At 70.8% G+C, this 25,754-nt stretch carries 23 protein-coding genes; 6 read left to right on the plus strand and 17 right to left on the minus strand.

The features are described from left to right. Position 1: 1 nt before the first annotated feature. Genes ACT54X_RS14485 through ACT54X_RS14495 form a run of 3 tightly spaced genes read right to left on the minus strand, consistent with a single transcriptional unit; the run spans position 2 to position 2,959 of the window. Positions 2–871: a carbohydrate ABC transporter permease gene (locus ACT54X_RS14485; protein ID WP_476347207.1), complete on the minus strand. Its 870-nt coding sequence runs from the start codon at positions 869–871 to the stop codon at positions 2–4. A gap of 10 nt (positions 872–881) precedes the next feature. Then, complete coding sequence (locus tag ACT54X_RS14490) at positions 882–1,661, minus strand: SDR family NAD(P)-dependent oxidoreductase (protein WP_476347209.1); 780 nt, start codon at positions 1,659–1,661, stop codon at positions 882–884. Then, positions 1,661–2,959 (minus strand): ABC transporter substrate-binding protein, encoded by a 1,299-nt coding sequence (locus ACT54X_RS14495; protein ID WP_476347211.1) that lies wholly within the window; start codon positions 2,957–2,959, stop codon positions 1,661–1,663. The genes ACT54X_RS14490 and ACT54X_RS14495 overlap by 1 nt, the downstream gene beginning before the upstream one ends. A gap of 186 nt (positions 2,960–3,145) precedes the next feature. On the opposite strand from ACT54X_RS14495, the gene ACT54X_RS14500 reads away from it, so the two are divergent. Continuing rightward, positions 3,146–4,168 (plus strand): LacI family DNA-binding transcriptional regulator, encoded by a 1,023-nt coding sequence (locus ACT54X_RS14500; RefSeq protein WP_476347213.1) that lies wholly within the window; start codon positions 3,146–3,148, stop codon positions 4,166–4,168. A 20-nt stretch (positions 4,169–4,188) separates the two neighbouring features. Here the strand turns inward: ACT54X_RS14500 and ACT54X_RS14505 are convergent, their stop codons facing one another. From ACT54X_RS14505 to ACT54X_RS14525, 5 genes are all read right to left on the minus strand, one after another. Next, positions 4,189–4,980, minus strand: coding sequence for a sulfite exporter TauE/SafE family protein (locus tag ACT54X_RS14505; protein WP_354320858.1), 792 nt, complete (start codon positions 4,978–4,980; stop codon positions 4,189–4,191). A gap of 83 nt (positions 4,981–5,063) precedes the next feature. After that, positions 5,064–6,029, minus strand: a complete 966-nt coding sequence (locus tag ACT54X_RS14510; RefSeq protein WP_476347214.1) for a tripartite tricarboxylate transporter substrate binding protein — start codon at positions 6,027–6,029, stop codon at positions 5,064–5,066. 31 nt (positions 6,030–6,060) lie between these two features. Next, the gene (locus tag ACT54X_RS14515; protein ID WP_476347216.1) at positions 6,061–6,870 is read right to left on the minus strand and encodes an HpcH/HpaI aldolase family protein; all 810 of its coding nucleotides are present in this window, start codon (positions 6,868–6,870) and stop codon (positions 6,061–6,063) included. 8 nt (positions 6,871–6,878) lie between these two features. Continuing rightward, positions 6,879–8,624: an L-arabinonate dehydratase gene (araD, locus tag ACT54X_RS14520; protein ID WP_476347218.1), complete on the minus strand. Its 1,746-nt coding sequence runs from the start codon at positions 8,622–8,624 to the stop codon at positions 6,879–6,881. Between the two features lie 11 nt (positions 8,625–8,635). Continuing rightward, positions 8,636–9,628 (minus strand): Bug family tripartite tricarboxylate transporter substrate binding protein, encoded by a 993-nt coding sequence (locus ACT54X_RS14525; RefSeq protein WP_476347220.1) that lies wholly within the window; start codon positions 9,626–9,628, stop codon positions 8,636–8,638. 96 nt (positions 9,629–9,724) lie between these two features. Here ACT54X_RS14525 and ACT54X_RS14530 point away from each other — a divergent pair, with 96 nt between their 5' ends. Further along, complete coding sequence (locus ACT54X_RS14530) at positions 9,725–10,804, plus strand: LacI family DNA-binding transcriptional regulator (RefSeq protein WP_476347222.1); 1,080 nt, start codon at positions 9,725–9,727, stop codon at positions 10,802–10,804. A 44-nt stretch (positions 10,805–10,848) separates the two neighbouring features. Here ACT54X_RS14530 and ACT54X_RS14535 read toward each other — a convergent pair whose 3' ends face one another. Together ACT54X_RS14535 and ACT54X_RS14540 are read right to left on the minus strand one after the other, a co-directional pair. After that, positions 10,849–13,455 (minus strand): putative bifunctional diguanylate cyclase/phosphodiesterase, encoded by a 2,607-nt coding sequence (locus tag ACT54X_RS14535; protein WP_476347224.1) that lies wholly within the window; start codon positions 13,453–13,455, stop codon positions 10,849–10,851. A gap of 5 nt (positions 13,456–13,460) precedes the next feature. Further along, positions 13,461–13,937 (minus strand): prepilin-type N-terminal cleavage/methylation domain-containing protein, encoded by a 477-nt coding sequence (locus ACT54X_RS14540; RefSeq protein ID WP_043117760.1) that lies wholly within the window; start codon positions 13,935–13,937, stop codon positions 13,461–13,463. Between the two features lie 162 nt (positions 13,938–14,099). Between ACT54X_RS14540 and ACT54X_RS14545 the strand changes: the two genes are divergently transcribed. Beyond that, positions 14,100–15,428 (plus strand): GGDEF domain-containing protein, encoded by a 1,329-nt coding sequence (locus tag ACT54X_RS14545; protein ID WP_294374444.1) that lies wholly within the window; start codon positions 14,100–14,102, stop codon positions 15,426–15,428. Between the two features lie 243 nt (positions 15,429–15,671). On the opposite strand, the gene ACT54X_RS14550 is transcribed toward ACT54X_RS14545, so the two are convergent. The 6 genes from ACT54X_RS14550 to ACT54X_RS14575 form a co-directional block, all read right to left on the minus strand. Beyond that, a complete protein-coding gene (locus tag ACT54X_RS14550) occupies positions 15,672–16,121 on the minus strand; it encodes a carboxymuconolactone decarboxylase family protein (RefSeq protein WP_476347227.1) in 450 nt (149 codons plus the stop codon). 133 nt (positions 16,122–16,254) lie between these two features. Then, on the minus strand, positions 16,255–16,815 hold the full coding sequence (locus ACT54X_RS14555) for a dihydrofolate reductase family protein (RefSeq protein ID WP_476347229.1): 561 nt from the start codon (positions 16,813–16,815) through the stop codon (positions 16,255–16,257). A 140-nt stretch (positions 16,816–16,955) separates the two neighbouring features. Further along, positions 16,956–18,368, minus strand: coding sequence for an acetyl-CoA carboxylase biotin carboxylase subunit (locus tag ACT54X_RS14560; protein WP_476347231.1), 1,413 nt, complete (start codon positions 18,366–18,368; stop codon positions 16,956–16,958). Further along, a complete protein-coding gene (locus ACT54X_RS14565) occupies positions 18,365–19,354 on the minus strand; it encodes a tripartite tricarboxylate transporter substrate binding protein (protein WP_294374451.1) in 990 nt (329 codons plus the stop codon). Before ACT54X_RS14565 ends, ACT54X_RS14560 begins: the two co-directional genes overlap by 4 nt. Positions 19,355–19,388: 34 nt before the next feature. Then, the gene (locus tag ACT54X_RS14570) at positions 19,389–20,963 is read right to left on the minus strand and encodes an acyl-CoA carboxylase subunit beta (RefSeq protein ID WP_294374454.1); all 1,575 of its coding nucleotides are present in this window, start codon (positions 20,961–20,963) and stop codon (positions 19,389–19,391) included. Continuing rightward, on the minus strand, positions 20,960–22,225 hold the full coding sequence (locus ACT54X_RS14575; protein WP_354320849.1) for a CaiB/BaiF CoA transferase family protein: 1,266 nt from the start codon (positions 22,223–22,225) through the stop codon (positions 20,960–20,962). Before ACT54X_RS14575 ends, ACT54X_RS14570 begins: the two co-directional genes overlap by 4 nt. A 113-nt stretch (positions 22,226–22,338) precedes the next feature. Here ACT54X_RS14575 and ACT54X_RS14580 point away from each other — a divergent pair, with 113 nt between their 5' ends. Next, on the plus strand, positions 22,339–22,554 hold the full coding sequence (locus ACT54X_RS14580) for an acyl-CoA carboxylase biotin carboxyl carrier protein subunit (RefSeq protein ID WP_294374459.1): 216 nt from the start codon (positions 22,339–22,341) through the stop codon (positions 22,552–22,554). A 57-nt stretch (positions 22,555–22,611) separates the two neighbouring features. On the opposite strand, the gene ACT54X_RS14585 is transcribed toward ACT54X_RS14580, so the two are convergent. Then, positions 22,612–23,358: a GntR family transcriptional regulator gene (locus tag ACT54X_RS14585; protein WP_354320848.1), complete on the minus strand. Its 747-nt coding sequence runs from the start codon at positions 23,356–23,358 to the stop codon at positions 22,612–22,614. 263 nt (positions 23,359–23,621) lie between these two features. Here ACT54X_RS14585 and ACT54X_RS14590 point away from each other — a divergent pair, with 263 nt between their 5' ends. Together ACT54X_RS14590 and ACT54X_RS14595 are read left to right on the plus strand one after the other, a co-directional pair. Then, positions 23,622–24,947, plus strand: coding sequence for an EAL domain-containing protein (locus tag ACT54X_RS14590; RefSeq protein WP_476347235.1), 1,326 nt, complete (start codon positions 23,622–23,624; stop codon positions 24,945–24,947). 10 nt (positions 24,948–24,957) lie between these two features. Then, complete coding sequence (locus ACT54X_RS14595) at positions 24,958–25,674, plus strand: hypothetical protein (protein ID WP_294374467.1); 717 nt, start codon at positions 24,958–24,960, stop codon at positions 25,672–25,674. The last annotated feature ends 80 nt before the right edge of the window (positions 25,675–25,754 follow it).

Genomic DNA, 25,754 nt, shown 5'->3' on the forward strand with positions numbered 1-25,754 from the left:
CTCACCAGGCCACGCGCTTGCGCGCCTGGGTCAGCAGCACCACCGCGCCCAGCACGATCGTCGAAAGCGTGATCATCAGCGCGCTCGCATAGCCGATCTCGAAGAACTCGAAACCCTTGCGGAAGCCGTAGATGTTGAGCGTGTTCGAGGCATTGCCCGGCCCGCCCTGGGTGGTGATGTAGATGATGTCGAAGAAGCGCAGCAGGTCGACGCTGCGCAGGATGGCGGCCGTGACGATGGTCGGCATCAGCAGCGGCAGCGTGATGCGCCAGAAGGTCTTCCAGCGCGAGGCGCCGTCGATCTGCGCCGCCTCGTACACGTTGGGCGGCAAAGATTGCAGGCCGCCCAGCACGATCAGCGCCACGTAGGGCGTCCACTGCCAGGTGTCGATGAAGGCGACGGTCGGGATCACCCACTGGGGCGAGGCCAGCCAGTCCGAGCGCGGCAGGCCCACGCTCTGCAGAAGCCAGTTGGCCGCGCCGATGGACGGGTCCAGCACCACCAGCCACATCATGCCCACCACCACCGGCGGCAGCACGAAGGGCGAGATCATGAGCGTGCGCACGATGCCCGAGAGCTTCTTGGACGAATGCAGCAGCAGCGCGACGTAGGTGCCCAGCACCAGCTGCAGCACCAGCGACAGCAGGTACAGCACCAGCGTGATCTTCAGGCCGTTCCAGAACTCGCCGTCCTGCAGCATGAGCAGGTAGTTCTGGCCGTAGTTGAGCGTGGCGCTGCCGCCGAAGCTGAACTCGTGCAGGCTCAGCCAGATCGTGTAGGCGAAGGGAAAGGCGATCAGCGCCAGCGTGAAGATCACGGCCGGCGTGGACAGCATGTTCAGCTGCCGGCGGGTTCCGATGGATTGGCTCATGCGGGGCTCCTCATCCGGCCAGGAAGCCGCCGTCCACCGCCAGCACGGTGCCGGTCATGTAGTGGGCGGCCGGCGATGCCAGGAAGAGCGCGCTGCCCGCGATGTCGCCGGGCTGGGCCCAACGGCCCTGCGGGATGCGCGCGCGGATGCGTTCGTAGTGGGCCGCGTCCTGGCGGCCTTCGGCGTTGATCGGCGTCTCGACGTAGCCGGGCGCCACCGCGTTGACGCGGATGCCCTCGGCCGCCCAGGCCAGCGCCAGCGACTTGGTGAGCATCACCACGCCACCCTTGCTGGCGCAGTAGGCCGGAATCCACGGCAGCGCCGCGAAGGCATTCATCGAGGCGATGTTGACGATGCTGCCCCCGGCCTCGCCATGCGCGGCCAGCAGCGGCTTGCAGGCCGTGCACAGGCGGAAGGTGCCGGTGAGGTTGACGTCCAGCACGCGCTGGAAGGTGGCGACCTCGAACTCCTTGAAGCGCGCCAGGATGCCGGCGCAGTTGACCAGGGTCTGCAGGCCGTCCAGTTCGCCCACGAGCCGCGCGACGTCGTCGTCACGGGTCACGTCCAGCGTGGTCAGGCGCAGGTGTGCGGCCGGCTTCAAGGTAGACGCCGCCAGCGCGGCCTCGTCCACGCCGGTGGCGACCACCTCGCAGCCCGCGTCTACGAAGGCCTGCGCGATGGCACTGCCGATGCCGCCCGCGCCGCCCACCACCAGCACGCGGTGGCCCGGCGCGAAGGCGAAGGGGCTCCCGGCCGCCCGCGGGCGGCTGTCTTCGGCGATCACGTCCATCAGTCCTTGGCGATCAGTGCGTCGAGCTGCTTGTCCGCGTCGGCGCAGGCCTGGGCGACGGTCTTCTGGCCCAGCAGAAGTTCGTTGACCGCCTGGCCCACGTATTCGCGCGAGGCGGGGTTGGCCACGATGGGGTAGCCCACCTCGGAGGTGCCGGTCTTGCCCAGCTCGTTCACGGTGGCGGCCCATTCGCGGCGCACCGGCTCGCCGTCCATCCAGGCCTTGTAGTCGGCGCCGTTGGCGACCGAGGCGCGCGGGGGCGCCACGCCGTCCAGCGCCAGCTTTTCCTGCACGGCGCGGCTGCTGGCCCACTGCACGAAGTACCAGGCGGCCTCCTTCTTCTTGCTGTAGGCCGAGACGGACATGGTCCAGCCGATCACCGTCGGGCGCGAGCCGCCGGGGCCGGCAGGCAGCACGGCGATGGCCGTGTCCTTGAGGCGGGCGCCGCCTTCCATCACGCTGCGCAGCTCGTTGGAGGACTCGAAGGCCATCGCCGCCTTGCCCTCGCGGTACAGGCTGCTGATCTGGTAGAAGCTGTAGTTCACCACGCCGGGCGGGCCGTAGTCCTTGAGCAGCTTGGCATAGAGGCCCAGCGACTCCTGGCCCGGCTTGCTGCACAGCTGCGACTTGCCGTCCTTCATGTAGTCGCCGCCGAAGTTGTGCAGGAACACGCTGTAGCTGAAGGGAAGCGCGGGCTTGAGGCCGCGCGACACGAAGGGCGTCACGCCCGGCTCGCAGCTCTTGAGCTTGGCGGCCACGCCTTCGAGTTCGGGCAGGCTCTTGGGCAGCTGCACGCCGCACTTCTGGAACAGGTCCTTGCGGTAGTAGAGCACCGGGCCTTCGATGTTGAGCGGCACGCCCATCACCCGGCCGTTGTAGCTCGCGTCCTTCACCAGGCCGGGGCTGAGGTCGGCGAAGTCGTAGTCGGGGGCTGCAGAGGTCTTGATGAGGTCGGTCAGGTCGGCATACCAGCCGGCCTTGGCGAACTGCAGGCCCTCGCGCGAGGGCAGGGACATGAACAGGTCCACCTCGTCGCTGCGCGAGTTCATCACGGTGACCATGCGCTGGCGCATCTGCTGCTCCTGGTAGCTGTCCACCTTGAGCGTCATGCCGGTCTGCTTCTCGAAGTCCGCCTTGTGCTTGAGCAGCGCCGCCGCCACCGGGTTGTTGTTGGCCAGGAAGGTGAGGGTGGTGCCCTGGTGCTTCTTCCAGTTGAACTCCTGGGCGCCCGCCGTGAGCGACAGCGTGGCCAGGGCGACCGTGCCGAGCACGGCGAGGGGACGGTGGATGGAACGCATGGATGTCTCCTTGTTCTGTCGGCCATGCCGACGGGTCGAAGCGATGTAACCGTTTACAGAATTGTGGGTGCTTGGCGGGCCTGGATCAACCGTTGCGAGGCCTTGCGACAGTGGTTTTTGATTGGGGTTTGCCCTTGAAAATAGGGCTGTGGCCGATGTACCCGTTTTATGTAAACTGTTTCATCGATGAAGAACAAATCCGTCGGCATCCGCGAAGTGGCGCAGCACGCGGGCGTGTCCACCGCCTCGATCTCGCGGGCGCTGAACAGCCCCGAATCGGTGAGCCCGGCCCTGCGCCTGAAGGTGGACGCCGCCATCGCCGCGCTCGGCTACATCCCCGACGCGGCGGCGCGTGCCCTGTCGTCGCGGCGCACGCGCACCATCGGCGCCATCATCCCGACGGTGGACAACGCCATGTTCGCCCGCGGCATCGAGGCGCTGCAGCGCTACCTGTCGCTGCAGGGCTACCTGCTGCTGCTGGCCACCAGCGGCTACGACCCCGAGGTCGAGTTCCGCCAGGCGCAGAACATGGTCAGCCGCGGCGTCGACGGCCTGATCCTGCGCGGCGACATGCACACCGAAGGTCTGCGGCGCCTGCTGGCCACCCAGCGCATGCCCTTCGTGAACGTGGGCGTCTACCACCCCGACAAGCCCTATGCCTCCATCGGCGCCAACAATGAGGACGCCGCCTGGCGCGCCACGCGCTACCTGATCGGGCTCGGCCACACGCGCATCGCCATGGTGGCGGCCATGTCGGCCCACAACGACCGTGCCTCGGCCCGCGTGGCCGGTGTGCGGCGCGCGCTGAAGGAGCAGGGCCTGCCGCTGCCCGACGACTGGTACTACGAGGTGCACTACCGCCTGGACGATGCCCGCCAGGCCGCGCGGGCGCTCATGGCCCGGCCCGAGCGGCCGACGGCGGTGGTCTGCGGCAATGACGTGCTGGCCTACGGCGTGCTGCTGGAGGTCGAGCGCCACGGCCTGCAGGTGCCAGGCGACATCTCGGTGATGGGCTTCGACGACCTGGAGTGGAGTCGCCACCTGCGGCCCAGCCTCACGACCATGCACCTGCCCACCGACGAGGTGTGGACGCGGGCCGGCGAGCACCTGGTCAAGCAGCTGAGCGGCCAGCCCTGTGTGATGCACCACGAGGTGGACGCGACGCTGGTCGTGCGCGAATCTACCGCGCCGCCGCGCGCGGGCGCCTGAGCCGCCGGACGCGCGGCCGATCAGCGGGCGTGCAGCGCCCCGAGCGCCAGCGAGCCGCCCGTGGCCACCAGCAGCGCCGCCACGCCCCAGCGCAGCACGTTGGCGGGCACATGCGGCTGCAGCCGCAGCGCCAGCCGCGTGAGCACCTGCACCAGCGGCAGCGCGATGGCCGACAGCAGCACGGCCCGCAGCGAGAAGCCGCCCGTGGGCACGTTCAGCGCGATGCGCGTCAGCGCATTGGCCGCGAACATCAGCAGCAGGCCGCGCCGCACCACGTCCAGCGCCAACGGCTGGCGGTAGAGGTGGTAGACGATGGGCGGCCCGGAGGTGCCGAAGAGCCCGCCCATCAACCCCGACACCAGCCCGGCCACCGCGAACTGCCGCGGCGGCGCCAGCGTGGCGCGCACCGCGCCCCGGCGCAGCAGCACCAGCGCGCACAGCACGATCACCACGCCCAGCAGCAGCTTGAGCGCCGTGGTGGCGCCCGCGCTCAGCCAGTGCAGCAGCACCAGGCCCCCGCCCACGCCGACGCAGCTCGTGAGGATGGCCGGCTTCATCAGCGGCCAGGGCACCGGCTGCCGGTGGGCGCGGAAGTAGGCCCAGGCATTGGCCAGCGTGAGCACCGTCGCCACGTTGGCCGCATCGGCCACCGAGGCCAGGTCGAAGCTGGCCACCAGGCTCAGGAAGACCAGCCCGAAGGCGAAGCCCGAGAGCGTCTGGGCGAAGGTGGCAATGGCGACGCACAGCAGGTACAGGGCCAGCGTGGTGGGCGAGCCGAGCAGGGCAGCGAGCGAAGCGAAGGAGGGCGGCATGCGAAAGAAAAGGTCGGCGCGGCGGCCGGCACGGAGCCTCGACGCCTGAGCCCGCTTCGGTCGTCGCCGAGGGGTTCAGCTGTTCAGTCCTTGTCGGCGAGGCCCAGGTCGCGGATGAGTTTTCCGTAGGCCTCGGATTGTTGCGCGGCGAAGGCCGCGAAGCGCTGGCCATCCATGTAGGCGGGCGGCGTCTCCAGGCGTTGGGCCTCGGTCTTGTACGCCTCGCCGGCCAGCGCGGCCTGACAGGCCGACTCCAGCTTGGCCAGCACGGGCGCGGGCAGGCCCTTGGGCGCGATCACGCCGCCCCAGATCGAGGCCGTGATCGGCCAGCCGGCCTCGGCCATGGTGGGCACGTCCGCGTAGCCGGGCAGGCGCTGCCCGGCGAACACGGCCAGCGGCCGCAGGCCGTATTGCTTGGACACCGTCGGCGTCTCGCTGAACAGCATGACCTGCTTGCCCAGCAGGCCGGTGACCATCTCGCCCGAGCTCTTGTAGGGCACGTGCAGGCCCTTCGCCTGCGCCTTGTCGAGCAGCATCTCCATGGCCAGGTGCAGCAGCGTGCCGCGGCCGGAGGAGCCGTAGGTGAGCGTGCCGGGGTTCTTGCGCGCAAAGGCCAGCACGTCGGCCACGCTCTGGAAGGGCGAGTCCTTGGGCACCATCATCATCAGCGGCACGGCGTAGGTGCGGCAGACGTGGTCGAAGTTCTGGTGGCTGTAGCCCGTCTTGCGGATGGCCGGCTGCAGCACCTCGGGCCCGATCACCGACAGGCCCACGGTGTAGCCGTCGGGCCGGGCGCGCATCAGCTGCAGCATGCCGATGGCGCCGCCCGCGCCGGCCTTGTTGTCCACCACCATGGCCTGGCCCAGCTGCTCGCCCATGTGGCGCTCCAGGATGCGGGCCATGATGTCCGAGGTGCCGCCGGGCCCGAAGGGCACGACCATGGTCACGGGCTTGTCGGGATAGGTGGGTTGCGCCTGCGCCGGAAGTGCGGCGGCACAGGCCAGGGCGGCCCACAGCAGGCCGCGCACGGCGGCCGGTTGGATCTTCATCGTTGTCTCCTTGAATGTGGTCGGGCGCGCGTCAGTACACGCTGCTCTCGAATCCCTTGGCGAGCGAAGGACGGATCGCCTCGATGAAGGCCGTGGCCTGCCGCATCATCATGCCCATGTCCGAGGCCACGGCCACGAAGTCGTAGCCGAGCTGCACGAAGCCGCCCACCATCTGCGGCGTGGGACCCACGATGCCGCAGGGTTTGCCCACCGCGCGGCAGCGCCGGGCCACGTCGGCGATGACGGCCTGCACGTCCGGATGGGCGATGTTGCCGATGTGGCCCATGTTGGCCGACAGGTCGCCGGGGCCGAGGAAGAGCGCGTCCACGCCCGGCACGGCGGCGATCTCCTCCAGCGCGGCCACCGCCTGCGGCGTCTCGAGCTGGATGATGGTGAACACCGAATCGTTGGCGCGCTGGCCGTAGTCGCGCGCCGTGCCGTAGCCCGAGGCACGGTGCACGGCCGCGAAGCCGCGCACGCCCTGCGGGGGGTACTTGGCGTACGAGACGGCGCGCGCCGCCGCCTCGGCGCTGTCGACGAAGGGCACCATCACCGTCTGCGCGCCCAGGTCCAGCGCCCGCTTGAAGAGCACGGCGTCGTTGGCGGCCAGGCGGGCCACCGGGCAGGCGTCGGTGCCGGCAATGGCCTGGAGCACGGCGAGCGTGTCCTTCTCGTCCATGGGCACATGCTCCAGGTCGACCAGCAGCCAGTCGAAGCCGGCGCGGCCCATGGCCTCGGCGGTGCTGGCCGCGCCGGACATGAGCCAGGTGCCGAGCGGCGCGCCGGGCTGGCCCAGGCGACGGCGGAAGGGGTTGTCGAGCAGATCGGAATAGGCAGGCATGCGTCGGGTCAGTAGATGGGCGGTTCGGGGGTGGCGGCGTTGCCGGCGAGCACGTCGAAGTCGCAGCCCAGATGGGCCTGGGTGACTTCGCGCTGGTAGATGCGGGTGAAGCCGCGCACATAGGGCTGGGGCGGTGGCGTCCAGTCGCGCCGGCGGGCGGCGAGTTCCTCGTCGGGCACCAGCAACTCCAGGCGGCGCTCGCCGATGTCGATGCGGATCAGGTCGCCGGTGCGCACCAGCGCCAGCGGGCCGCCGACGGCGGACTCGGGCGAGATGTGCAGCACGCAGGTGCCGTAATGCGTGCCGCTCATGCGTGAATCGGACAGACGCAGGATGTCGCGCACGCCGCGCTGCAGCAGCTTCTTGGGCACGGGCAGGTTGCCCCATTCGGGCATGCCGGGACCGCCCACCGGTCCGCCGTTGCGCAGCACCAGCACGCTGTCCTCGGTGACGTCGAGCGCGGGGTCGTTGATGGCGGCCAGCATGTCGGCGTTGGAGTCGAACACCAGCGCCGGCCCGGTGTGGCGCAGCAGTCGCGGGCTGGCGGCCGAGGGCTTGATCACCGCGCCGTCGGGCGCCAGGTTGCCGCGCAGCACAGCGAGCGCCAGGCCGGCCTCGGGGCAGTCGGCGGGGGCGGCCACCACGGGCTGGTCGAGCGGGCGGATCACGGCGTCGTCCAGCGGCACGGCGCCGGCGATGTTCTCGCCCAGCGTGCGGCCGGTGCAGGTCTGCGCGTTCAGGTCCAGCACGCCGGCGATGCGCTGCAGCAGCGCGGGCAGGCCGCCGGCGTAATAGAAGTCTTCCATCAGCCGGTCGCCGGCCGGGAAGAGGTTGGCCAGCACCGGCACGCGGCGCGCCATGGCGTCGAAGTCGTCCAGGCCGAGCGGGATGCCGGTGCGCCCCGCCATGGCCGGCAGGTGCACCGCCGCGTTGGTCGAGCCGCCCAGCGCCATCCAGGTCGCCACGCCGTTGAGGAAGGACGCGCGGGTGATGAAGCGCGAGGGCTTGAGGTCGTCCCACACCATCTCGACGATGCGCTGGCCGCAGGCCCAGGCCATGCGGGTGTGGCTGGCGTCCATGGCCGGGATGCTGCTGGCGCCGGGCAGCGCAAGGCCCATGGCCTCGACGATGGCCGTCATGGTGCTGGCCGTGCCCATCGTGTTGCAGGTGCCGGGCGCCCGCGTCATGCGGGCCTCCAGGGCGATCCACTCGGCCTGGTCGATCTCGCCGACGGTGTACTTCTCCCAGTACTTCTTGGTGTGGGTGCCGGCCCCCACGCTCTGGCCCTGGTAGCGGTCGTTGAGCATGGGCCCGGCCGGGCAGAAGAGGGCGGGCACGTCCATCGACAGGGCGCCCATCACCAGCCCAGGCGTGGTCTTGTCGCAGCCGCCCAGCAGCACCACGCCGTCCAGCGGCAGGCTGCGGATCAGCTCCTCGGCCTCCATGGCCAGGAAGTTGCGGTAGAGCATGGTGGTGGGCTTGACCATCACCTCGCCCAGGCTCATGGCCGGCAGCTCCAGCGGATAGCCGCCGGCCTGCAGCACGCCGCGCTTGATGGCCTGCGCACGTTCACGCAGGTGGGCGTGGCAGGGCGACAGGTCGCTCCAGGTGTTGAGGATGCCCACGATGGGCCGGCCCATGAATTCCTCGCGCGCCAGGCCCTGCTGCTGCATGCGCTGGCGGTGGGCGAAGCCGCGGATGTCGTTGCTGGCGAACCAGCGCTGGCTTCGCAATTGATCGATGCTGCGGCGCAAGCGTCTTCCTTTCAATCCATCTTCACGCCGGCGTCCTTGACCAGGGCGCGCATGGCGATGCCGTCCTTGCGGATCAGCGCTTCGAACTCGTCGGGGGTGGAGTTCAGCACCTCGTAGCCCTGGGCCTCCAGCGGCTGGCGGAAGGCCGGCTGCTGCAGCACGGCCACCGATTCGCGGTTCAGCCGCTGCACGATGTCGGCCGGCGTGCCGCGTCGCACCAGGATGCCGTTCCACACCACCGAGACCACGCCCGGCACGCCGGCCTCGGCAAAGGTGGGCACGTCGGGCATCACGGCCGAGCGCTTGGTGTCGGCCACCGCCAGCACCCGCACTTTGCCGGCCTGCCTGTGGCCGGTGACGGCCGGCAGGTTGTTGAACATCATGGGGATCTGCCCGCCCAGCACATCGGTGAGGGCCGGCGGGCCGCCCTTGTAGGGCGCGTGGACCAGCTGCGTGCCGCTGTTCTTCTCGAACAGCACGCCCGCCAGGTGCATGGTGTTGCCGTTGCCGGCCGAGCCGAAGACCAGCCGGCCGGGCTGCGCCTTGGCGGCGGCCACCACGTCGGCCACGCTGCGGTAGGGCGTCTGCGCGCCCACCAGCAGCACGTTGGGCATCTGGTGGGTGAGGGTGATGGGCTGCAGGTCCTTCTGCGGCTCGTAGCCCATGCTGGCGTAGAGCTGCGGGTTGATGGCCAGCGTGCTCAGCGAGCCCAGCAGCAGCGTGTAACCGTCCGCCGGCTGGTTGCGCGCCACATAGGCCGAGCCGATGTTGCCGTTGGCGCCGGCGCGGTTGTCGATCACCACCGGCTGGCCCAGCCGCTCCGACAGGCCCTGCGCGAAGCTGCGCGCGAACTGGTCGGCCACGCCGCCGGCCGGGTAGGGCACCACCAGCGTCAGCGGCCGGGTGGGGTAGGCCGCGGACTCGGCCGCAGCGGCCGGCCCCAGGGCGCAGGCAGCGCAGGCGGCCAGGCCCAGCTGGGCGAACAGGCGGCGGTCGACGGGCATGGGAGTCTCCTGATTGGGGATGTCAGCGGTAACTGTTACCGCTAACATTCTGTTAGTCTAGGCGCCCGGGCCCCTTGCCGGCCATCGGTGCTAACCATGAAGCCTGCCTCCTCGTCGTCTTCCTCCTCCGCTTCCCGCGCGCCGCGCCGCAAGGCGGGCACGCACACCATCCATGACGTCGCCGCCCTGGCCGGCGTCTCCGCGATCACGGTGTCGCGCTACTTCAATGCACCCGAGAAGGTGTCGGCCGCCGCACGCGAGCGGCTCAAGGAGATCGTGGACCGCCTGGGCTACGTGCCCAGCCAGATGGCCGGCGGCCTGGCCTCGGGCCGCGGCCGCGTGGTGTGCGCCGTGATGCAGAACATCGCGAGCACCACCTTCGCGGACCTCGTCAATGGCATGACGGACGAGCTCAAGGCTTCGGGTCTGCAACTGCTGCTGGCCAATGCGCAGTACTCGCGCGAGCTGGAGGAGTCGGCCATCCGCACCTTCGCGGGCTGGCATCCCAGCGCGCTGATCCTCACGCGCGACGACCACACGCCGGCGGCCGAAGCCATGCTGCAGGCGCTCCACATCCCGGTGGTGGAGGCCTGGGGGCTGGTGGAGGGCCGGCCCTTCCACCAGGTCGGCTTTCCGCATCCCGAGGCGGGCGTGCAACTGGCCGAGCACTTCCTGGCGCAGGGCGCGAGGCGCATCCGTTTCGTGCTGCCGCGGGCCAGCCAGGACTTCCGCGCCGAACAGCGGGCCGCCGGCTACCGCCAGGCCATGCAGGCCGCCGGCCTGCCGCCCGATGTGGCCGTGGCCGAGGTCGACGACGACTACGAGGCGGGCGCGCGCGTGATGGCCGCCCATGCCGCGCAGGCGCCGGGTGCCCGGCCTCAGGCGCTGGTCTTCGCCAACGACAACATGGCGGCCGGCGCCATCCTGGAGGCGTCTTCGCTGGGCCTCGCGCTGCCGCGCGATGCCGCCATTGCCGGCTTCGGCGACGCACCGATCTCGGTGCGGCTGCGGCCGGCGCTGACCACGCTGCGCCCCGCCCGCTACGAGATCGGGCAGCAGGCCGCCCGGCGCGTGCTGGGCCTGCTGGCGGGTGCACGCGACGAGGCGGCGGTGGCCACCCGCACGCTCGTGCCCTGTACGCTCGTCGTACGCGACAGCAGCCGCGTCGGGCGCTGAGGCGCGGGCCCGGGCTGCGCTTCACGGATCGTGCAAGCGCAACCCTAGCTGCCGACCGATGCGGGTTCGCGGGCGCCGTCGGGCGGTTGCGTCAGCGCAGCCACGGGCACCGGCTCGCTGTAGAGATAGCCCTGAAGCTCGTCCACGCCCAGCTGGCGCAGCATGGCCGCCTGCGCCTCGGTCTCCACGCCCTCGGCCACCACGCGCTTGTCCAGGGCCGTGGCCAGGGCCACGATGGCGGAGGCGATGGCATAGGCCGTGGGTTGGCGGCCGAAGGCCTGCACGAAGCTCTTGTCGATCTTGAGCGTGTCCAGCGGCAGGGTGCTCAGGTAGCTCATCGCCGAGTAGCCGACGCCGAAGTCGTCCAGCGCGATGTCGAAGCCCATGGCGCGCAGCCGTCCCAGCTTGTGCACGCAGCCCTCGATGTCGCGGAAGAAGGCGCCTTCGGTGATCTCCAGCTCGATGGCGCCGCGCGCCTGCGGAAACTCTGCGGCCAGGGCCTCCACCTGCGGCAGGAAGTCGCGGTGCGCCAGCTGCAGCGGCGAGAGGTTGACCGACAGCCGCGTGAGCGGCGGATTGGCCTGCATGCGCCAGTGGCTGACCTGCTGCATCGCCTCGCGCAGCACCCACAAGCCGATCTCGCCGATCAGGCCGGCCTCTTCGGCGATGGGAATGAAGCGGTCGGGCGGGATGCGGCCCTTGATCGGGTGCTGCCAGCGCAGCAGCACCTCGGCCGAGGCGACCGCGCCGTCGCTGGCACGCACGCGCGGCTGGAAGAGCAGGAAGAACTGTTCCGCCGCCAGCGCACCGGCCAGGCTGCGGCGCAGTTCCAGCCGCTCGGCCGTGGACGCGTTCAGCGTGCTCGTGTAGTCGACCACGCGGTTGCGCCCGCCCGTCTTGGCGGCGTACATGGCGGCGTCGGCGTTCTTCAGCAGCGTCTCGTGGTCGCGCCCATGGTCGGGAAAGGCCGCCACGCCGATGCTGGCGCCGATCTGCACGTCGAGCGCATCGATGCGGAAGGGCTGCTGCAGGGCCGCCAGCACGCCGTGCAGCAGCGCGTGCAGGGCCTCCGGCGGCTCGTTGCACAGCAGCAGCACGAACTCGTCCCCGCCCATGCGGGCAAGGCGCGCGTCGGCCTTGGCCAGGCTCGTGCGCAGCCGGTAGGCCACCTGCTGCAGCAGCCGGTCGCCCACGCTGTGGCCATAGGCGTCGTTCACGTCCTTGAAGCCGTCCAGGTCGATGAAGGCCAGGGCCAGGCTTTGGTCGCGGCGCACGGCGCGCTCCATGGCCTGGTCCACGGCGTCGACCAGGCCCAGGCGGTTGAGCAGGCCGGTGAGGCTGTCGACCACGGCCCGTGCCACCAGCTGGCGCTCGCGCTCGTCGGCCTGCACCGCCACGGCGAGCCGGGCGCACAGGGCGTCGAGCTCGTGGCGGGTGCGCGCGGGCCACGGGGCGCCGTCGGCGCTCGTCACCTGCAGGGTGAAGGTGCTGTCCGGCCGCTGGGCCACGGGCAGCACCTCGGCATGCCACGGCGCGACGGGCGACGACGCCTGCGACGACGGTGCGTGGCGCAGGCGCCGGTGGTCGGCGTCGAGCACCAGCGCCTCCGGCGGCGCCCCGTCCTTGGGATGGATGCGCAGCATGAACTGCAGCTGCGGCGCCGACTGTGCCAAGTGCTGCAATGCCAGCGCCGCGATGTCGTGCAGCGGCTGGCGCGCGAGGATGGCGGTGTCCATCTGCGCGAGCACCTGCGAGAAGGCCAGGTCGGCGCCAATCTCGCCCACCATGCCGTTGAAGGAGTCCGCCAGCTCGCGGAACTCGTCGGTCATGGCCGAGGCATCGACGCGCTGGCCGAAATCGCCGGTCCGCACGGCCCGCGTGGCCTCGATCAGCGTCTCCAGCGGGAGCGTGATGCGCCGGGCGTAGAAGGAACTGGCGATCAGCGCTAGCAGGAAGGCCAGGCCCGTGGCCTGGGCCAGGGCCGCGCCGGTCCCGAGCGGCAGAAAGCGATAGGCATTGCGCTGCGGCGCGGCGCTGATCAGCCAGCTGGCGCCCTCGAACACGGGCGCGAGGTACAGCGGGCGGGTGTGGGCCAGTGCCAGCATGTCGACCTGGAGCGGCGTGAGGCAGTGTGGACCGGGCGCCTGCTCGCTCTGGAGGCAGATCGTGTGGCTGCTGCTGGCCAGGTTCTCCAGCAGGTATTCCGGCCGCATGCGGCCTTCGACCACGCCGCCATCGGGTGCCGCCACGCGCATCACGGGGCGCATGCCGATGCCGCCCGGCAGGGGCTGCAGCAGCACTTCGCTGCGTTCATGGGCGGGCGCCTCGCGCAGGGACGTGATGCCCTCGAACACCTTCGCGGCCTGCAACTCCAGCGCCTCGTTGGGCGCGCCCGAGGCCTGGGCCTGCGCCCGGGCCCGCAGCAGCAGCTCGGCCGCGCGAAGGCGGTCGAACAGGTTCAGGCTCGCCGCCTTCGTCGTCTCGGCCATCAGCCGCTGCGTGGCACGGCGCTGCAGTGCGTCGGTCAGCTCGTAGGAGATGAGCGACACCGCCAGCAGCGGCAGCGCGACGATGACGAAGGCGCCCAGGAAGATGCGCCAGCCCCAGCGGCTGCGGAAGACGACGGCAAAGCGCTGCCAGTTCGCGGGCATCGTCGTCAGTAGTCGGAGGCCTTGCCGATGAAGGCGCCGTCGTTCGCCCGGATGATGTCGTCCTGGCTGGCCTGGGCCGTCAATGGCGGCACGCTGCGCCCGTCCGGCCCCATGCTGTAGAGGTCGAAGTCGCTGTTGAGCGGATGCAGCGCGCGGTCCTTGCGCTTCTGGCCCACCGTGGCACCGGCCATCGACAGGTACTGGTAGGGGTTGCCCCAGGGGTCGGGCTGGGTCCAGCCGATCTGTGCCAGCGAATCCGGAAAGCCCTTGTTGTCCAGGCCGTACATGCTCAGCTTGGCGGCGATCACGCCGATGTCGCGCACCGCGTCGGCCACTTTCATGCGGTCGCGGTAGTCGGCATAGCGCGGCAGGGCGATGCCCAGCAGCACGCCGATCAGGCCGATGACCATCATCAGTTCGAGCAGGGTGAACCCGAACAACCACCGTCGACGGGTGGTGGCGGCACGCAGCCGTTCTCTCATTCGCGCAGGCATCCAGAAGTCAGTGGGAATACCAACAGCATCCTATGAATGTAAAAAAATGAAAGCAGGACAGATGCTATTTCTGACACGGCGCAGTGTCTGTGTCCGCAGCGGACCGGGCCTGTGCTGCAATGCCAGCGGTTGCAAACTCGACACGATTTCATGCCGCGGCGCCCGAAGACCACCCGACCCGAGCCCGCCGACGCCGCAGCGCAGCTGCTGCTGTCCCATGGCGCTTCGGCCCTGTGCGTCTATGACGCGCAGGAGCGCATCACGCGCTGGAATGCGCGCTACCCCGAGTTCTTCCCCGAGGTGGCGCCGCTGCTGAAGGTCGGCCTGCATTTCACGGACACGGTGCGTCCCTTTCTGCGGCTGCAGCATCCCGATGCGGGCGCGCAGGAGATCGAGGAGGGCGTCGCGGCGGCGCTGCGCCGCCACCGTGCGCTGGAGGGCCCGGTGCGCTACCAGCGCGCGGACGGCGGCCGCTGGCTGGAACTGCGCATGTTTCCGCAGCCGGATGGCGGCCGCATCAAGATCTGGAACGACGTCACCGCCGAGCAGCAGGCCGCCGCCGATGCCGGTGACCGCGGCATGCTGGAACTGCTCACCGTGGCCCATGTGGGGCTCATCGTCCATGACGCGCAGGGGCGGCTGCTCTACAGCAACGCGCGCTACTTCTCCGAGATGTTCCTGCACGTGCTGACCGCGCTGCCGGACGTGCGCACCCGCGGCACCCATGCCGCGTTCTGGCGGCAGTTTGCCGAGATCTTCGGGGGCGACCCGGCCTACGAGGCCCTCTGCGGCCTGCCGGGGGGCGGCCGGCTGCCCCGGCCGGTGACGCTGCAGGCCCGCACCGGGCACTGGTTCCGCATCGCCGAGGAGGACTGGCGCGGCGGCGTCGCCTCGGTCTGGACCGACGTAACCGACCTCATGCAGCGCGGCCAGGCGCTGCAGGCGGCCTACGGCGAGGTGATGGCGCTCAATGCCCAACTGCGCGACCGGGCCGAGACCGACAGCCTGACCGGCCTGCCCAACCGGCGGCACTTCGAGGCGGCCCTGTCGCGCGCGCAGCGGGCCGTCGACGAGGGCGCGCGGCATGCGGTGGCCGTGGTGGACATCGACCGCTTCAAGTCGATCAACGACCGCTTCGGCCACGATGTGGGCGACCGCGTGCTCACCGAGGTGGGACGCTGCATGCGCACGGCGCTGCGCCCCGGCGACGTGCTGGCCCGCCTGGGCGGCGAGGAATTCGCCATCGTGCTGCAGGATGCCGGCCTGGACGAGGCGGCGTCCCGCGCCCGGACCTTGTGCGCCGAGGTGGAGCGTCTGTCCCTGCCGGGAACGGCCGACCAGGCGATCCGCACCAGCGTCTCGGTCGGCGTGGCCGCGCTGCGCGCCCAGGGCGACCCGGCCGAGACGATGCGTGAAGCGGACCTGGCCATGTTCGAGGCGAAGAAGGCCGGGCGGAACCGGGTGGGCGTGGCGGGATGAGGGCTGGACGGGGCGGCGCCCGTGGGGCGCTGCCGGGTGCAGACGGGGCTGTCGGTACTGCTTTGAATGATTCAATGTGTATTATGTCTAATTTAAGACTCGCATCGAATCGCGGCTGCCCTGCCGCCGCGCAGCCCGCCGGCAGCCTGTGCCCCTCGGCAAGGACAACGCCGTGGACCTCGCGAGCCCATGGGCGCCGAACGCCGAACGCCGAACGCCGAAGCGCCGCGGCGGTCCGGCGGTTCACGCCTTCGCCCGCGGCTTCATGCGGAAACTCACGCCCATGCGGTTGATGGCGTTCATGGTGGCGATCGTGAGCGTCAGGTCGACGAGATCCTTCTCGCCGAACACGGCCAGCGCGGCCGCATAGGCGTCGTCGCTGGCGTGCGTCTCGCTCACCAGCGTGACCTCCTCGGACCACGCCAGCGCGGCACGCTCCTGCTCGGAGAACAGATAGCGCGCCTCGTGCCATACCGGAATGAGCACGAGCTTCTCGACCGACATGCCTTCGGCGAGCAGGTCCCGCGTATGGATGTCGATGCAGTGCGCGCAGCCGTTGATCTGCGACACGCGCAGGAAGACCAGGTGTGTCAGCAGGCTCGGAAGGCCGGTGCCCTTGCTGACGAAGTGGTGCAGCGCCCCGACAGCCTTGGCGCCCTCGGGAGATGCTTGGAACCAGACAGCGCGATCCATGAAACGGTTTCCTTCGATCTGGGGGTGGACAGAGGCCGGAATCGACCTCCCATCCCCTCAGACGTTCGACGCGAAGGCGCTGTGACAGGCGCCTGACCCGTTCCGACGCTTCGACCTGCGGGCGCAGATCGCATCAACGCCCGGCCTGCTGCACCTCGTACCGCAACTCCGCCATGCCCGGGCCCATCCGGTCAACGGAAAGCAGGCGCAGGCCTGACCCGACCACGCGGCGAGGAAACAGCGGCTTTCCCTTGCCAAGGGTGGCAGACCCGATCTGGACGATGAGTTCATCCAGCAAACCCGCGTCGTGGAACTGGCCCGCCAGGTCGCCGCCCCCCACGATCCAGATGTTCAGGTCGCCCGCGGCGGCCTGCATCTCCTGGTGCACGGCTCGCACGTCGCCGTTGACGAACCGGATGTCCGCACCGTCGATGGCCGGGAGCGTGCGGCTCGTGAACACCCAGGCCGGCTGGGCATAGGGCCACGGCGAACCCATTTCGGCGGCCACCTTCTCGGCGTTGCGAACCATCCATTCGTAGGTGGAAGAGCCCATGGCCAGGGCGCCGACGTTGGCGATGAATGCGGGATAGCTGGACTCGGTCACGCTCCCCAGGGCGAAAAGCCAGTCGAGCGAGTCGTCCTCGGTGGCGAGAAAGCCATCCAGGCTTGTGGCGGTGTAGTACTGGGTCTTCATTGTTCTTTGCTGCAGGGTTTGAGTGGCAGCGGCCGGCCGTTCCTGCCCGGCCGTGGGCGCGCCCAAGCATAGTCATCGGCGCGCCGGCCGTGGCCCCTGTGCCCTGCGGCGCCGCCCTTGCCCGCTGCCGGCGCGACTCCTCAGCCTTGCCCCACCGCCCGCTTCTGCCGCTGCGGCACCAACACCTCCTCCACCCACCGCGTGCACACCCCGCGCGCCACGAAGTCCGGATGCGTCAGCAGCTCCCGGTGAAAGGCCGCCGTGGTCGCCACGCCCTCGACCACCAGTTCCGCCAGCGCCTGCCGCATGCGCGCGATGGCCTCGCCGCGGGTCGGGGCGTGCACCACCAGCTTGGCCAGCAGCGAGTCGTAGTACGGCGTGACGACCAGCCCGTCATGCGCATGGCTGTCGCAGCGCACGCCCTCCCCCGTCGGCGCAACGAAGCGCGTCACCGTGCCCGGGCGCGGCAGGAAGTTCTTGGCCGGATCCTCGGCGTTGATGCGGCATTCGACGGCGTGGCCGCACAGGCGCACGTCCTCCTGCGTGAACGACAGCGGCAGACCCGCGGCCACGCGGAGCTGCTCGGCCACCAGGTCCAGGCCGCTGACCATCTCGGTGACCGGATGCTCGACCTGGATGCGCGTGTTCATCTCCAGGAAGTAGAAAGCGCCGCTCGCCTCGTCCAGTACGAACTCGACGGTGCCGGCGCCGTGGTAGCGCACGGCGCGCGCCAGCGCGAGCGCCGCCTGGGCCATGGCCTCGCGCGTGGCCGCATCGAGGCAGGGCGACGGGCTTTCCTCGATCAGCTTCTGGTGCCGGCGCTGGGTGGAGCAGTCGCGTTCTCCCAGGTGCACGAGCGCCCCATGGTGGTCGCCCATCAGCTGGATCTCCACATGGCGGGCGCGCTCGATCAGCTTTTCGACATAGAGCGTGGCATCGCCGAAGGCCGCGCCCGCCTCGGCGCTTGCGCTGGCAAAGGCCGAGGCCAGCTGCGCAGGCTCGCGCACGATGCGCATGCCCCGGCCCCCGCCGCCGGCGCTGGCCTTGAGCAGCACCGGATAGCCGATGCGCGCCGCTTCCACCTCGGCCGCCGCCAGATCGGGCAGCGCGCCCGAGCCCGGCACGCGGGGCACGCCGGCGGCCAGGGCCATGCGGGTGGCGGCGATCTTGTCCCCCATCGCCTCGATGGCTTCGGGCGAGGGGCCCACGAACACCAGGCCGGCCTGCGCGCAGGCGCGGGCAAAGCCGGCCCGCTCGGACAGGAAGCCGTAGCCGGGGTGCACGGCCTGGCAGCCGCTTTCGAGCGCGGCGTCCACCAGGCGCTGGATGTTGAGGTAGCTCTGGGCCGCGGGCGCGGGCCCGATGCGAACCTCGGCGCCGGCCAGGCGCGACGCCATCCCGCCCGCGTCGGCGTCCGACACGGCCACGACCGCCTCCAGGCCCAGCGCGTGGCAGGCGCGCACGATGCGCACTGCGATCTCGCCGCGGTTGGCGACCAGCACCCGGCGCAGCGCGCCGAGCGCGCCGCCCTTGTCTGCGGCGGGGCCGCTCATGGCTGCTTCTTCAACAAGTGCAGCTCGCCCAGCAGCGCACGTGCGCCCTCGGCCTCGCTGTCCAGGTACTTGACGGTCTCGGCGGCGCCCATGAAGCGCGGGCGCCAGTAGTTGCGCGCAAGGAAGGCATTCCACTCCGGCGTGGCGGAGATGCGGCGCAGCACGCCTTCCCAGAAGGCGATCTGCGCTGGCGTCATGCCCTTGGGCCCCTGCAGGCCCTGCGACGAGGCATAGACCGCGTCCACGCCCTGCTCGCGCCAGGTGGGCACGCCGGCCAGGTCGCCGCCGAGCCGCTCGGCCGAAGCCACCGCGAGCACCCGGATCTTGCCGGCCTTGAGCTGCGGCACCACGTTGATGGCCGAGGCCGACACCACGTCCAGGTGACCGCCCAGCAGGTTGGTCATGGACTCGGCCGAGGACTTGTACGGCACCACCGTCAGCCTGGCGATGTCCACGCCGGCCACCTGCAGCGGCTTGGCGATGGCCGCGTGGATGTGGTTGCCGATGGAGGTGGCCACGCCGATGGACAGCGCCGCCGGGTTCTTGCGCAGCGTCTCGACCAGATCGCGACCGCTCCTGATGGGCGAGTCGGCGCGCACGGCGACGGTGATGGTTTCGTCGAACAGGATGGCCAACGGCGTGAAGTCCTCGTAGCCCAGCGACACCTCGCCCACCAGCTTGTTGTTGATCGAGGAGTGCGTCAGCGTGGCCAGCAGGTGGCCATCGCCCGGCTTCGCGGCCAGCGCACCCATGGCCACCATGCCGGCGCCGCCCGGCTTGTTGACCACCAGCATGGGCACGGGCAGCAGCTTGTCGCGGTCGATCAGGGACTTGATCTCGCGCGCTGCGGTGTCCAGCGCCGCGCCGGCGCCGGCAGGCACGATGTATTCGACGGTGCGCTCGGGCTTCCAGTCCTGTGCCGTGGCCAGCAGGGGCAGCGTGAGCAGCAGGCCGGCGACGCTGCGCCGGAGGCGGGAAAGGGCCATGGGTTGTCTCCTTGCTTGTTCTCGGGATGGCGCGTCAGGCGCGGGCGCCGCGCGTGTTCTCCAGCACCGCCCGCGCATCGGCCATCCAGTCGCACAGCAGGGCCCGCGTCTCCCGCGGGTCGATGATGTCCAGGATGCCGAAGTGCTCAGCCGTGCGGAACGGCGAGCCGATGCGGTGGTAGCGCGCCTCCAGCGCGGCGCGGGCGGCGGCCGGGTCGGCGGCGGCCTCGATCTCGGCCTTGTGGGCCGCGTCCACGCCGCCTTCGATCGGGATCGAACCCCAGCGCGCCGACGGCCAGGCAAAGCGGTGGTTCAGCGCCGGAAAGTACTTGGGCGCATGCATGCCGCCGGCCATGCCGAAAGCGCGCCGCAGGATGATGCTCAGCCAGGGAATGCGCACGTCCTCGATGGTCTGCACCACGCGCACGGCGCCGAGCAGCGTGCCGGCCAGTTCGGCCTCGGGGCCGGTGGCATTGCCCGGCTGGTCCACCAGGTTGACCATCGGCAGGCCGAAGGTGTCGCACAGCTTGGCATGGCGCTCGGTCTTGTAAGCCGCGGCCAGGGTCATGGCGCCGCCGGCCACCTTGGGGTCGCTGCACAGCACGCCCACCGGCCAGCCATCCAGGCGCGCCAGCGCCGTGATGATGGAGCCGCCCTGCCAGCGCCCGATCTCGAACACCGAGTCACGGTCGAACAGCGAGGCCATGATGCGGCGCGGGTCGTAGATCTTGCGGCGGTCGTGCGGGATGGCGTTCTTGAGCCAGTCGTCCGCACGGGCCGGGTCGTCGGTGGGCGTGGTGCGTGCCGGCAGCCGATGGGCGCTGGCCGGCAGGTAGCTCAGGAACTGCCGCACCTGACGCAGCGCTTCGGCCTCGTCCTCGGCTTCGTTGTGCACCAGCGCGCTCTTGCGGTGGACCTTGTAGCCGCCGAGGTCGTTCTTGTCGACGTCGATGCCGTAGGCCTGCTTGACCACCGGCGGGCCGGCGGCGAAGACCTGCGCCTGGTCCCGCACCATCACCGAGAAGTGCGACAGCAGCACCTTTACCGCCCCGAGGCCGGCGCAGGCGCCCAGCGCGACGCCCACCACCGGCACGGTCTTGAGCAGTTCCACGCCGGGCCAGTTGCCATAGCCGGGGATCTTGGCGGCGGCCTGCTGCATCAGCAGCTTGACGCTGCCTCCCGCGGTGTCCACCAGGCGCACCAGCGGCATGTGCTGGGCCAGCGCCAGACGCTCGGCATAGATCCACTTGTCGGAGAGCGTGCCCTCGGACGAGCCGGCGCGGATGGTGTAGTCGTCCGCCGAGACCACGATGCGGCGGCCTTCCATGCGGCCCGTGCCGATGATGGCGTTGACGGGCTGCAGATCCAGCAGCCGGCCTTGCTCGTCGTAGCGGCCGCGGCCGGTGATGCGGCCCAGCTCGCGGAAGCTGCCGGCGTCCAACAGCGTGTCGATGCGCTCGCGCGCCGTCTGCCGTCCGCGTGCCTTGTGGCGGGCGACGGCTTCCTCGCCACCCATGCGGGCGGCCATCTGCCGGCGTTGCTGCAGCTCGGCCAGTTCGTCGGCCCATTCGCCGCTGGCATCGAGTTCGAGGGGCAGGGTCATGCTCATGGGGTCTCCTGGGCGCAAAGGGTGGCCGCCAGTTCGTCGCGCACGGCCTGCGTGTGGGCCCCGAGCTCGGGACCCGTGTGGCGGATGCGCCCCGGCGTGGCCGACAGGCGCGGCACCACGCCGGCCTGGGTGGTGTGGCCCAGCGCCGGATGCGGCACCTGCTGCAGCATGGCGCGCGCCGCGAACTGCGGGTCCTGGAAGATGTCGGCGATGGTGTAGATGCGCGAAGCCGGCACCTCGGCCTCCTGCAGCAGGGCCTCCAGCGCAGCGCCCTCGAAAGAGGCCGTCCACTGCGCGATCAGCGCGTCGAGCGCCTGCATGTTGGGCTTTTCGCCGCGGCTGCGGATGGTGCTGAAGCGCGGGTCGTCCAGCAGCCCGGGCTGGCCCATCAGGCGCACCAGCCGCTCGAAGGTGCGGTTGCTGTTGGCGGCGATGAGCACATAGCCGCCGCCCTGCACCGGGTACAGGCTGTTGGGCGCCATCGAGGGCAAGTTGGGCCCCTCGCGGGTGGGCACGACGCCGAGCTTCTCGTACGCGGGCACCAGCGGTTCGAGCTGCGTGAAGGCGGCCTCGTAGAGCGCCACATCGACCACCTGGCCTCGGCCCGAGCGGCTGCGCTCGTGCACGGCCGCGAGCGCGCCGAAGGCGGCATAGGTGGCGCTGAGGTAGTCGGTGGCGGCCACGGCCACGCGGGCTGGCGGCCGGTCCGGATCGCCGGTGAGGTGGCGCACGCCGCCCAGCGCCTCGCAGATGGCGCCATAGCCGGGGCGCTGGGCATAGGGCCCGTGCTGGCCGTAGCCGCTGATGCGAACCATGATCAGCCCGGGGTTCTGGGCCGAGAGCGCCTCGTAGTCCAGGCCCAGCCGCTCCATCACGCCGGGGCGGAAGTTCTCGACCAGGATGTCGGCCTGCAGGATCAGCGCCCGCGCCAGCGCGCGGTCCTGCGGATCCTTGAGGTCCAGCGCCACGCTGCGCTTGTTGCGCAGGATGGACGCGGCGTACAGCGACACGTCGCCCTGCTCGCTGGGCACATGGCGGCCCATCTGCCGTACCGGGTCGCCCTCGGGCGGCTCGATCTTGATCACGTCGGCGCCGAAGTCGCCCAGCAGCCGCGCGCAGGCCGGTCCGGCGATGGTGCTGGCGATCTCGATCACCTTCAGGCCCTGCAGCGCGCTGCCGCGGGTAGGGTTGCGCTCCGAGGCCGTGCTCGCAGCGGCGCCGCCGCGGCTGGATGGATCGCGGTCTTCCGGATTCGGGGTCATGGTGCCCTTTCGTTGTTGTCTCCGGGCGGCATTGAAGCATCCGACATTCTTATTGTCAACAATCTTATTGGTGACTACTATCTGGGCTTCAACAAGGCCATCAAGGAGACGCCATGAACACCACCCTGCAATCCGAAGTCACGGGCACCGTCTGGAAGATCGAAGTCCAGGAGGGCGACACCGTGCAGCCCGACCAGTCCCTCCTGGTGCTGGAGAGCATGAAGATGGAGATTCCCGTCTGCGCACCCGCTGCCGGCGTGGTGCGGCAGTTGCTGGTGAAAGAGGGCGAGGCGGTGGCAGAGGGCCAGCCGGTGGTTGTACTGGGCTGACAAGGCCCGGGGCCATGCGCAGGCCCAAGCCGGGGCGCGCCGGCGGCGCGCGGCGGGCTACGTGCCGCCGGCCTGTTCCTCGAGGCGCCGCGCCGCCTCTTCCGCCGACGCCTCGCTGCGCGCGCGGGCCAGCTGCATCATGCGGGCCGTGTCGCCCTGCTCCAGCGCGTCGCGGGCCTCGATCCACAACTGCGCCGACTGCTGCCGCCGCTCCACCGAGGCCAGGCCGAGCTTGCTGTAGCGCAGAGTCTGCAGCGACAGCGCCGCGATCATGCGGCGCAGCCGCTCGTTGCCGGCGAAGCGGGCGGTGAGCTGCAGCAGGCGGTGCACCGTCTCCGCGTAGGCGTCGCCGCCATCGGGCGAGGCCGCGAGCACCTCCAGCCGCGCCACGCCGGCGCGCATGAGGGCCAGCAACTCCGGCGGCCGCTGCGACGCCACCTTGCGCACCACCACGTCGAACAGGCCGGCGCGGATCTCGAACAGCTCGCGCAGCTCCTGCGCCGTCAACACCGCCACGATGGCGCCGCGACGCGGCAGCACCTGGATCAGGCCCTCGCGCTCCAGGATGCGGATCGCCTCCCGCACCGGTCCACGGCTGATGGCGAATTCGTCGGCTACCTCCTGCTCGCCGACCCGGGCGCCCGGCGCCAGCTCGCCCGAAAGGATCCGGTCACCGAGCCGGGCCGCCACCTGCTCGGGCACCGTCAACGTGAGGCCGGAGGCGTCGGCAAAGAGCCGGAATGCCACCTCCTTCTCCCAGCGGGAAAAGTCGGGATCGGCGAGGAGGTCGGAAGGATGGGGCACAGGACGAGGATCAATTCAGGCGGTCAACCTGCGTATTGTCAACAAAATCCGACCCTCCCACCAGCCATGCCTGGCGCAGGCGCTGACCTGTTTCTGACCGGCTTCATTTACGTTTGTTAACTACGCTACAGAAACACTTGTGTTTCGGCTGCGGCCCGGGAACCCGCTGCCTACGATCCGCCCCATCAAGGTCAAGGAGTCGGTTCATGGGCAGTCGCGGCATTGGGCATGGAGGCGCGTGTGCAGAGCACGACGCTCCGCCCGTGGCGCTGACGCAGGGCCCGCTGCCCGCCGGCGCTGTCGCGCCTCATCCTGAAAGCGGTTTCTGCGCCGCAGGCCGGAGCGCGCCGCCGCTGCGCGCGGCCTTTCTTTCGATCACCAACGCGGCCGCCATTGCCGAGGCCTACGGCGCGGTGGCGGCATCCAGCCTGAGCGCCCAACTGCTCCATGGCGTGCGCCAATGGCTCGGCCACCCGCTGCGGGCCGAACGCGTGGCCGACGATTGCCTGGTGCTGTGGGTCGATGGCGATGCCACCGCGCTGGAGCGCCTGCTGGCCCGTGCCGGGCGCGAGTCCTTCCCGGTGGACGGCCAGGCCTGCCTGCCCGCCCTGCATGCCGACTGGCTCGACATCGAGGGCGACCAGGCGCGGATGCTGACCCCGGAAGAGTCCGCCTACGCCCATTTCGTCGCCACGCCCAGTCCCAGTTCGGCCGGTGGCTGGCAGGCGGCCGCCGACCGCTTCCGTGCCGACATGTCGGCCGCCAGCGAACTGGCCGGCGCGCTGGGCGCCAGCCGCGTGGCGCTGGACTGGCAGGAGGTGGCCAACGCCCAGTCGCCCGGCGACAGCCTGTGCCTGCGGGGCACGCCCTGCCTGGTGCCGATGGCCGAAGGCATGCAGGCGCTGTCCAGCGACATCTTCGTGCCGGCCCTGGAGCGGCTCAACCTCACGCGCCACCTCGACCGGACGATGGTGCTGCTCACCCTCGCCCGCCTGGACCGGATGACCCGCCTGCACCTGTCCTGCCGCATCTCGCCGCTGAGTGCGCTGGACGACGCCTACTGGACGAGCGTGTTCGATGCCCTGGCACAGCGGCCGGCCATGGCACGCCGCTTCACGCTCGAGATCGGCGGCAGGGCCGCCCTGCCGGTGCTGGAATCCACCCGTGCCTTCTGCCAGAAGCTGCGCGAGCGCGGCGTGCGCATCGCCGTCTCGCGCTTCGGCAGCGGCAGCGACAGCATCGGCCTCGAAGGCCTGCAGGCCTGCCGGCCCGACATGCTGGTGCTGGACGAACTCTGCATCCTGCGTGCCCGCCATTCGGAGGCCGGCCGGCAGGAGCTTCGCGACATGGTGCGCACCTGTGGCGCGCTGGTGCCGCACACCGTCGTCGCCGGCGTCGACGGCGAACAGGATCTGGCGCATGCCCGCGCTGCCGGCGCGCAGTGGGTCTGCGGCCGCGGGGTGCCCCGCAGCCCGGTCCGGCGCGAGGCAGTGGCGTTGGGCCGCCCCACCGCAAGGCGCGTGGCGCCGCTGGCGGTCGCCGCGGCGGCGCCCGAGGTGGCCCGGCCCCACATCGATTTTTGGCATTGAGGAGATTCGCATGAGCAGCTTCGCCGGCCTTCGGGCGCGACCCGAGACGCGCCCGCCGTTGATGACCCCCGTCCGCGCGCCCACGCCGCTGCCGGGGACGGTCTCTCCCTGGGCCGGCCTGCGCGAGCGCGGCCCGAAGGAGGCGCCCGCCGCCCGCAGCGCCTGCACCTGCGGTGCTGCGGCCGACGGCGCCTGCCACGACGGCGAAAGCCTGGATCTCATGCTCCAGCACCAGTACCGGATGCTGGAGCAGGCCATCGCCGAGCAGGCGAGCCGCCACTCCCGCGTCGTCGCCGCCTCGGCGGAGCCCGCCCTGGCTCCGCTGCTGGAGCAACTCGAATCCCCGGGCGCATCCGCGGCCGGCCTGAACTTCGCCGACCACCGGCTGGTCGACGAGGGCTGGACGCTGGTGCTGCCCGGCGCGGGTCTGCGCATGCCGCTCAACAGCGAGGAGCGGCTGCTGATGATGTCGCTGGCCCTCACGCGCGGCCACCGCCTCGGCCGCGGGGCGATGCAGGCCATCTTTGCGGCCTACCAGCTTGCCGACGACGTCGCCGCCATCGACCAGGTGGTGCGCAGCCTGCGGGGCCGCGCGCGCATTGCCGGCGGCCATCTGCCACTGCGCGCCGTGGGCGGCGGCTACCAGTTCGGTGGCGTGGGCACCCGGCCGCCGGGCCGCCCGCCAGGCAGCGGCCGCTGGCTGCGTTCGGCGGCCCCGTCGCTCTGAAGATCCGTGCGCCAATGGGGCGCACCGCGCCCGTGCGGCCTGAAAGGTGCTTGCGTGGCCGGCAGCCAGCGACGCTGGGT

Source organism: Pseudacidovorax sp. DMC4 (genome assembly GCF_056314265.1).

Coding starts and splice junctions, on each gene's coding strand:
- ACT54X_RS14485 (WP_476347207.1), bottom strand. CDS start 871: ATGAGCCAATCCATCGGAACCCGCCGGCAGCTGAACATGCTGTCCACG.
- ACT54X_RS14490 (WP_476347209.1), bottom strand. CDS start 1,661: ATGGACGTGATCGCCGAAGACAGCCGCCCGCGGGCGGCCGGGAGCCCC.
- ACT54X_RS14495 (WP_476347211.1), bottom strand. CDS start 2,959: ATGCGTTCCATCCACCGTCCCCTCGCCGTGCTCGGCACGGTCGCCCTG.
- ACT54X_RS14500 (WP_476347213.1), top strand. CDS start 3,146: ATGAAGAACAAATCCGTCGGCATCCGCGAAGTGGCGCAGCACGCGGGC.
- ACT54X_RS14505 (WP_354320858.1), bottom strand. CDS start 4,980: ATGCCGCCCTCCTTCGCTTCGCTCGCTGCCCTGCTCGGCTCGCCCACC.
- ACT54X_RS14510 (WP_476347214.1), bottom strand. CDS start 6,029: ATGAAGATCCAACCGGCCGCCGTGCGCGGCCTGCTGTGGGCCGCCCTG.
- ACT54X_RS14515 (WP_476347216.1), bottom strand. CDS start 6,870: ATGCCTGCCTATTCCGATCTGCTCGACAACCCCTTCCGCCGTCGCCTG.
- ACT54X_RS14525 (WP_476347220.1), bottom strand. CDS start 9,628: ATGCCCGTCGACCGCCGCCTGTTCGCCCAGCTGGGCCTGGCCGCCTGC.
- ACT54X_RS14530 (WP_476347222.1), top strand. CDS start 9,725: ATGAAGCCTGCCTCCTCGTCGTCTTCCTCCTCCGCTTCCCGCGCGCCG.
- ACT54X_RS14535 (WP_476347224.1), bottom strand. CDS start 13,455: ATGCCCGCGAACTGGCAGCGCTTTGCCGTCGTCTTCCGCAGCCGCTGG.
- ACT54X_RS14540 (WP_043117760.1), bottom strand. CDS start 13,937: ATGAGAGAACGGCTGCGTGCCGCCACCACCCGTCGACGGTGGTTGTTC.
- ACT54X_RS14545 (WP_294374444.1), top strand. CDS start 14,100: ATGCCGCGGCGCCCGAAGACCACCCGACCCGAGCCCGCCGACGCCGCA.
- ACT54X_RS14550 (WP_476347227.1), bottom strand. CDS start 16,121: ATGGATCGCGCTGTCTGGTTCCAAGCATCTCCCGAGGGCGCCAAGGCT.
- ACT54X_RS14555 (WP_476347229.1), bottom strand. CDS start 16,815: ATGAAGACCCAGTACTACACCGCCACAAGCCTGGATGGCTTTCTCGCC.
- ACT54X_RS14560 (WP_476347231.1), bottom strand. CDS start 18,368: ATGAGCGGCCCCGCCGCAGACAAGGGCGGCGCGCTCGGCGCGCTGCGC.
- ACT54X_RS14565 (WP_294374451.1), bottom strand. CDS start 19,354: ATGGCCCTTTCCCGCCTCCGGCGCAGCGTCGCCGGCCTGCTGCTCACG.
- ACT54X_RS14570 (WP_294374454.1), bottom strand. CDS start 20,963: ATGAGCATGACCCTGCCCCTCGAACTCGATGCCAGCGGCGAATGGGCC.
- ACT54X_RS14575 (WP_354320849.1), bottom strand. CDS start 22,225: ATGACCCCGAATCCGGAAGACCGCGATCCATCCAGCCGCGGCGGCGCC.
- ACT54X_RS14580 (WP_294374459.1), top strand. CDS start 22,339: ATGAACACCACCCTGCAATCCGAAGTCACGGGCACCGTCTGGAAGATC.
- ACT54X_RS14595 (WP_294374467.1), top strand. CDS start 24,958: ATGAGCAGCTTCGCCGGCCTTCGGGCGCGACCCGAGACGCGCCCGCCG.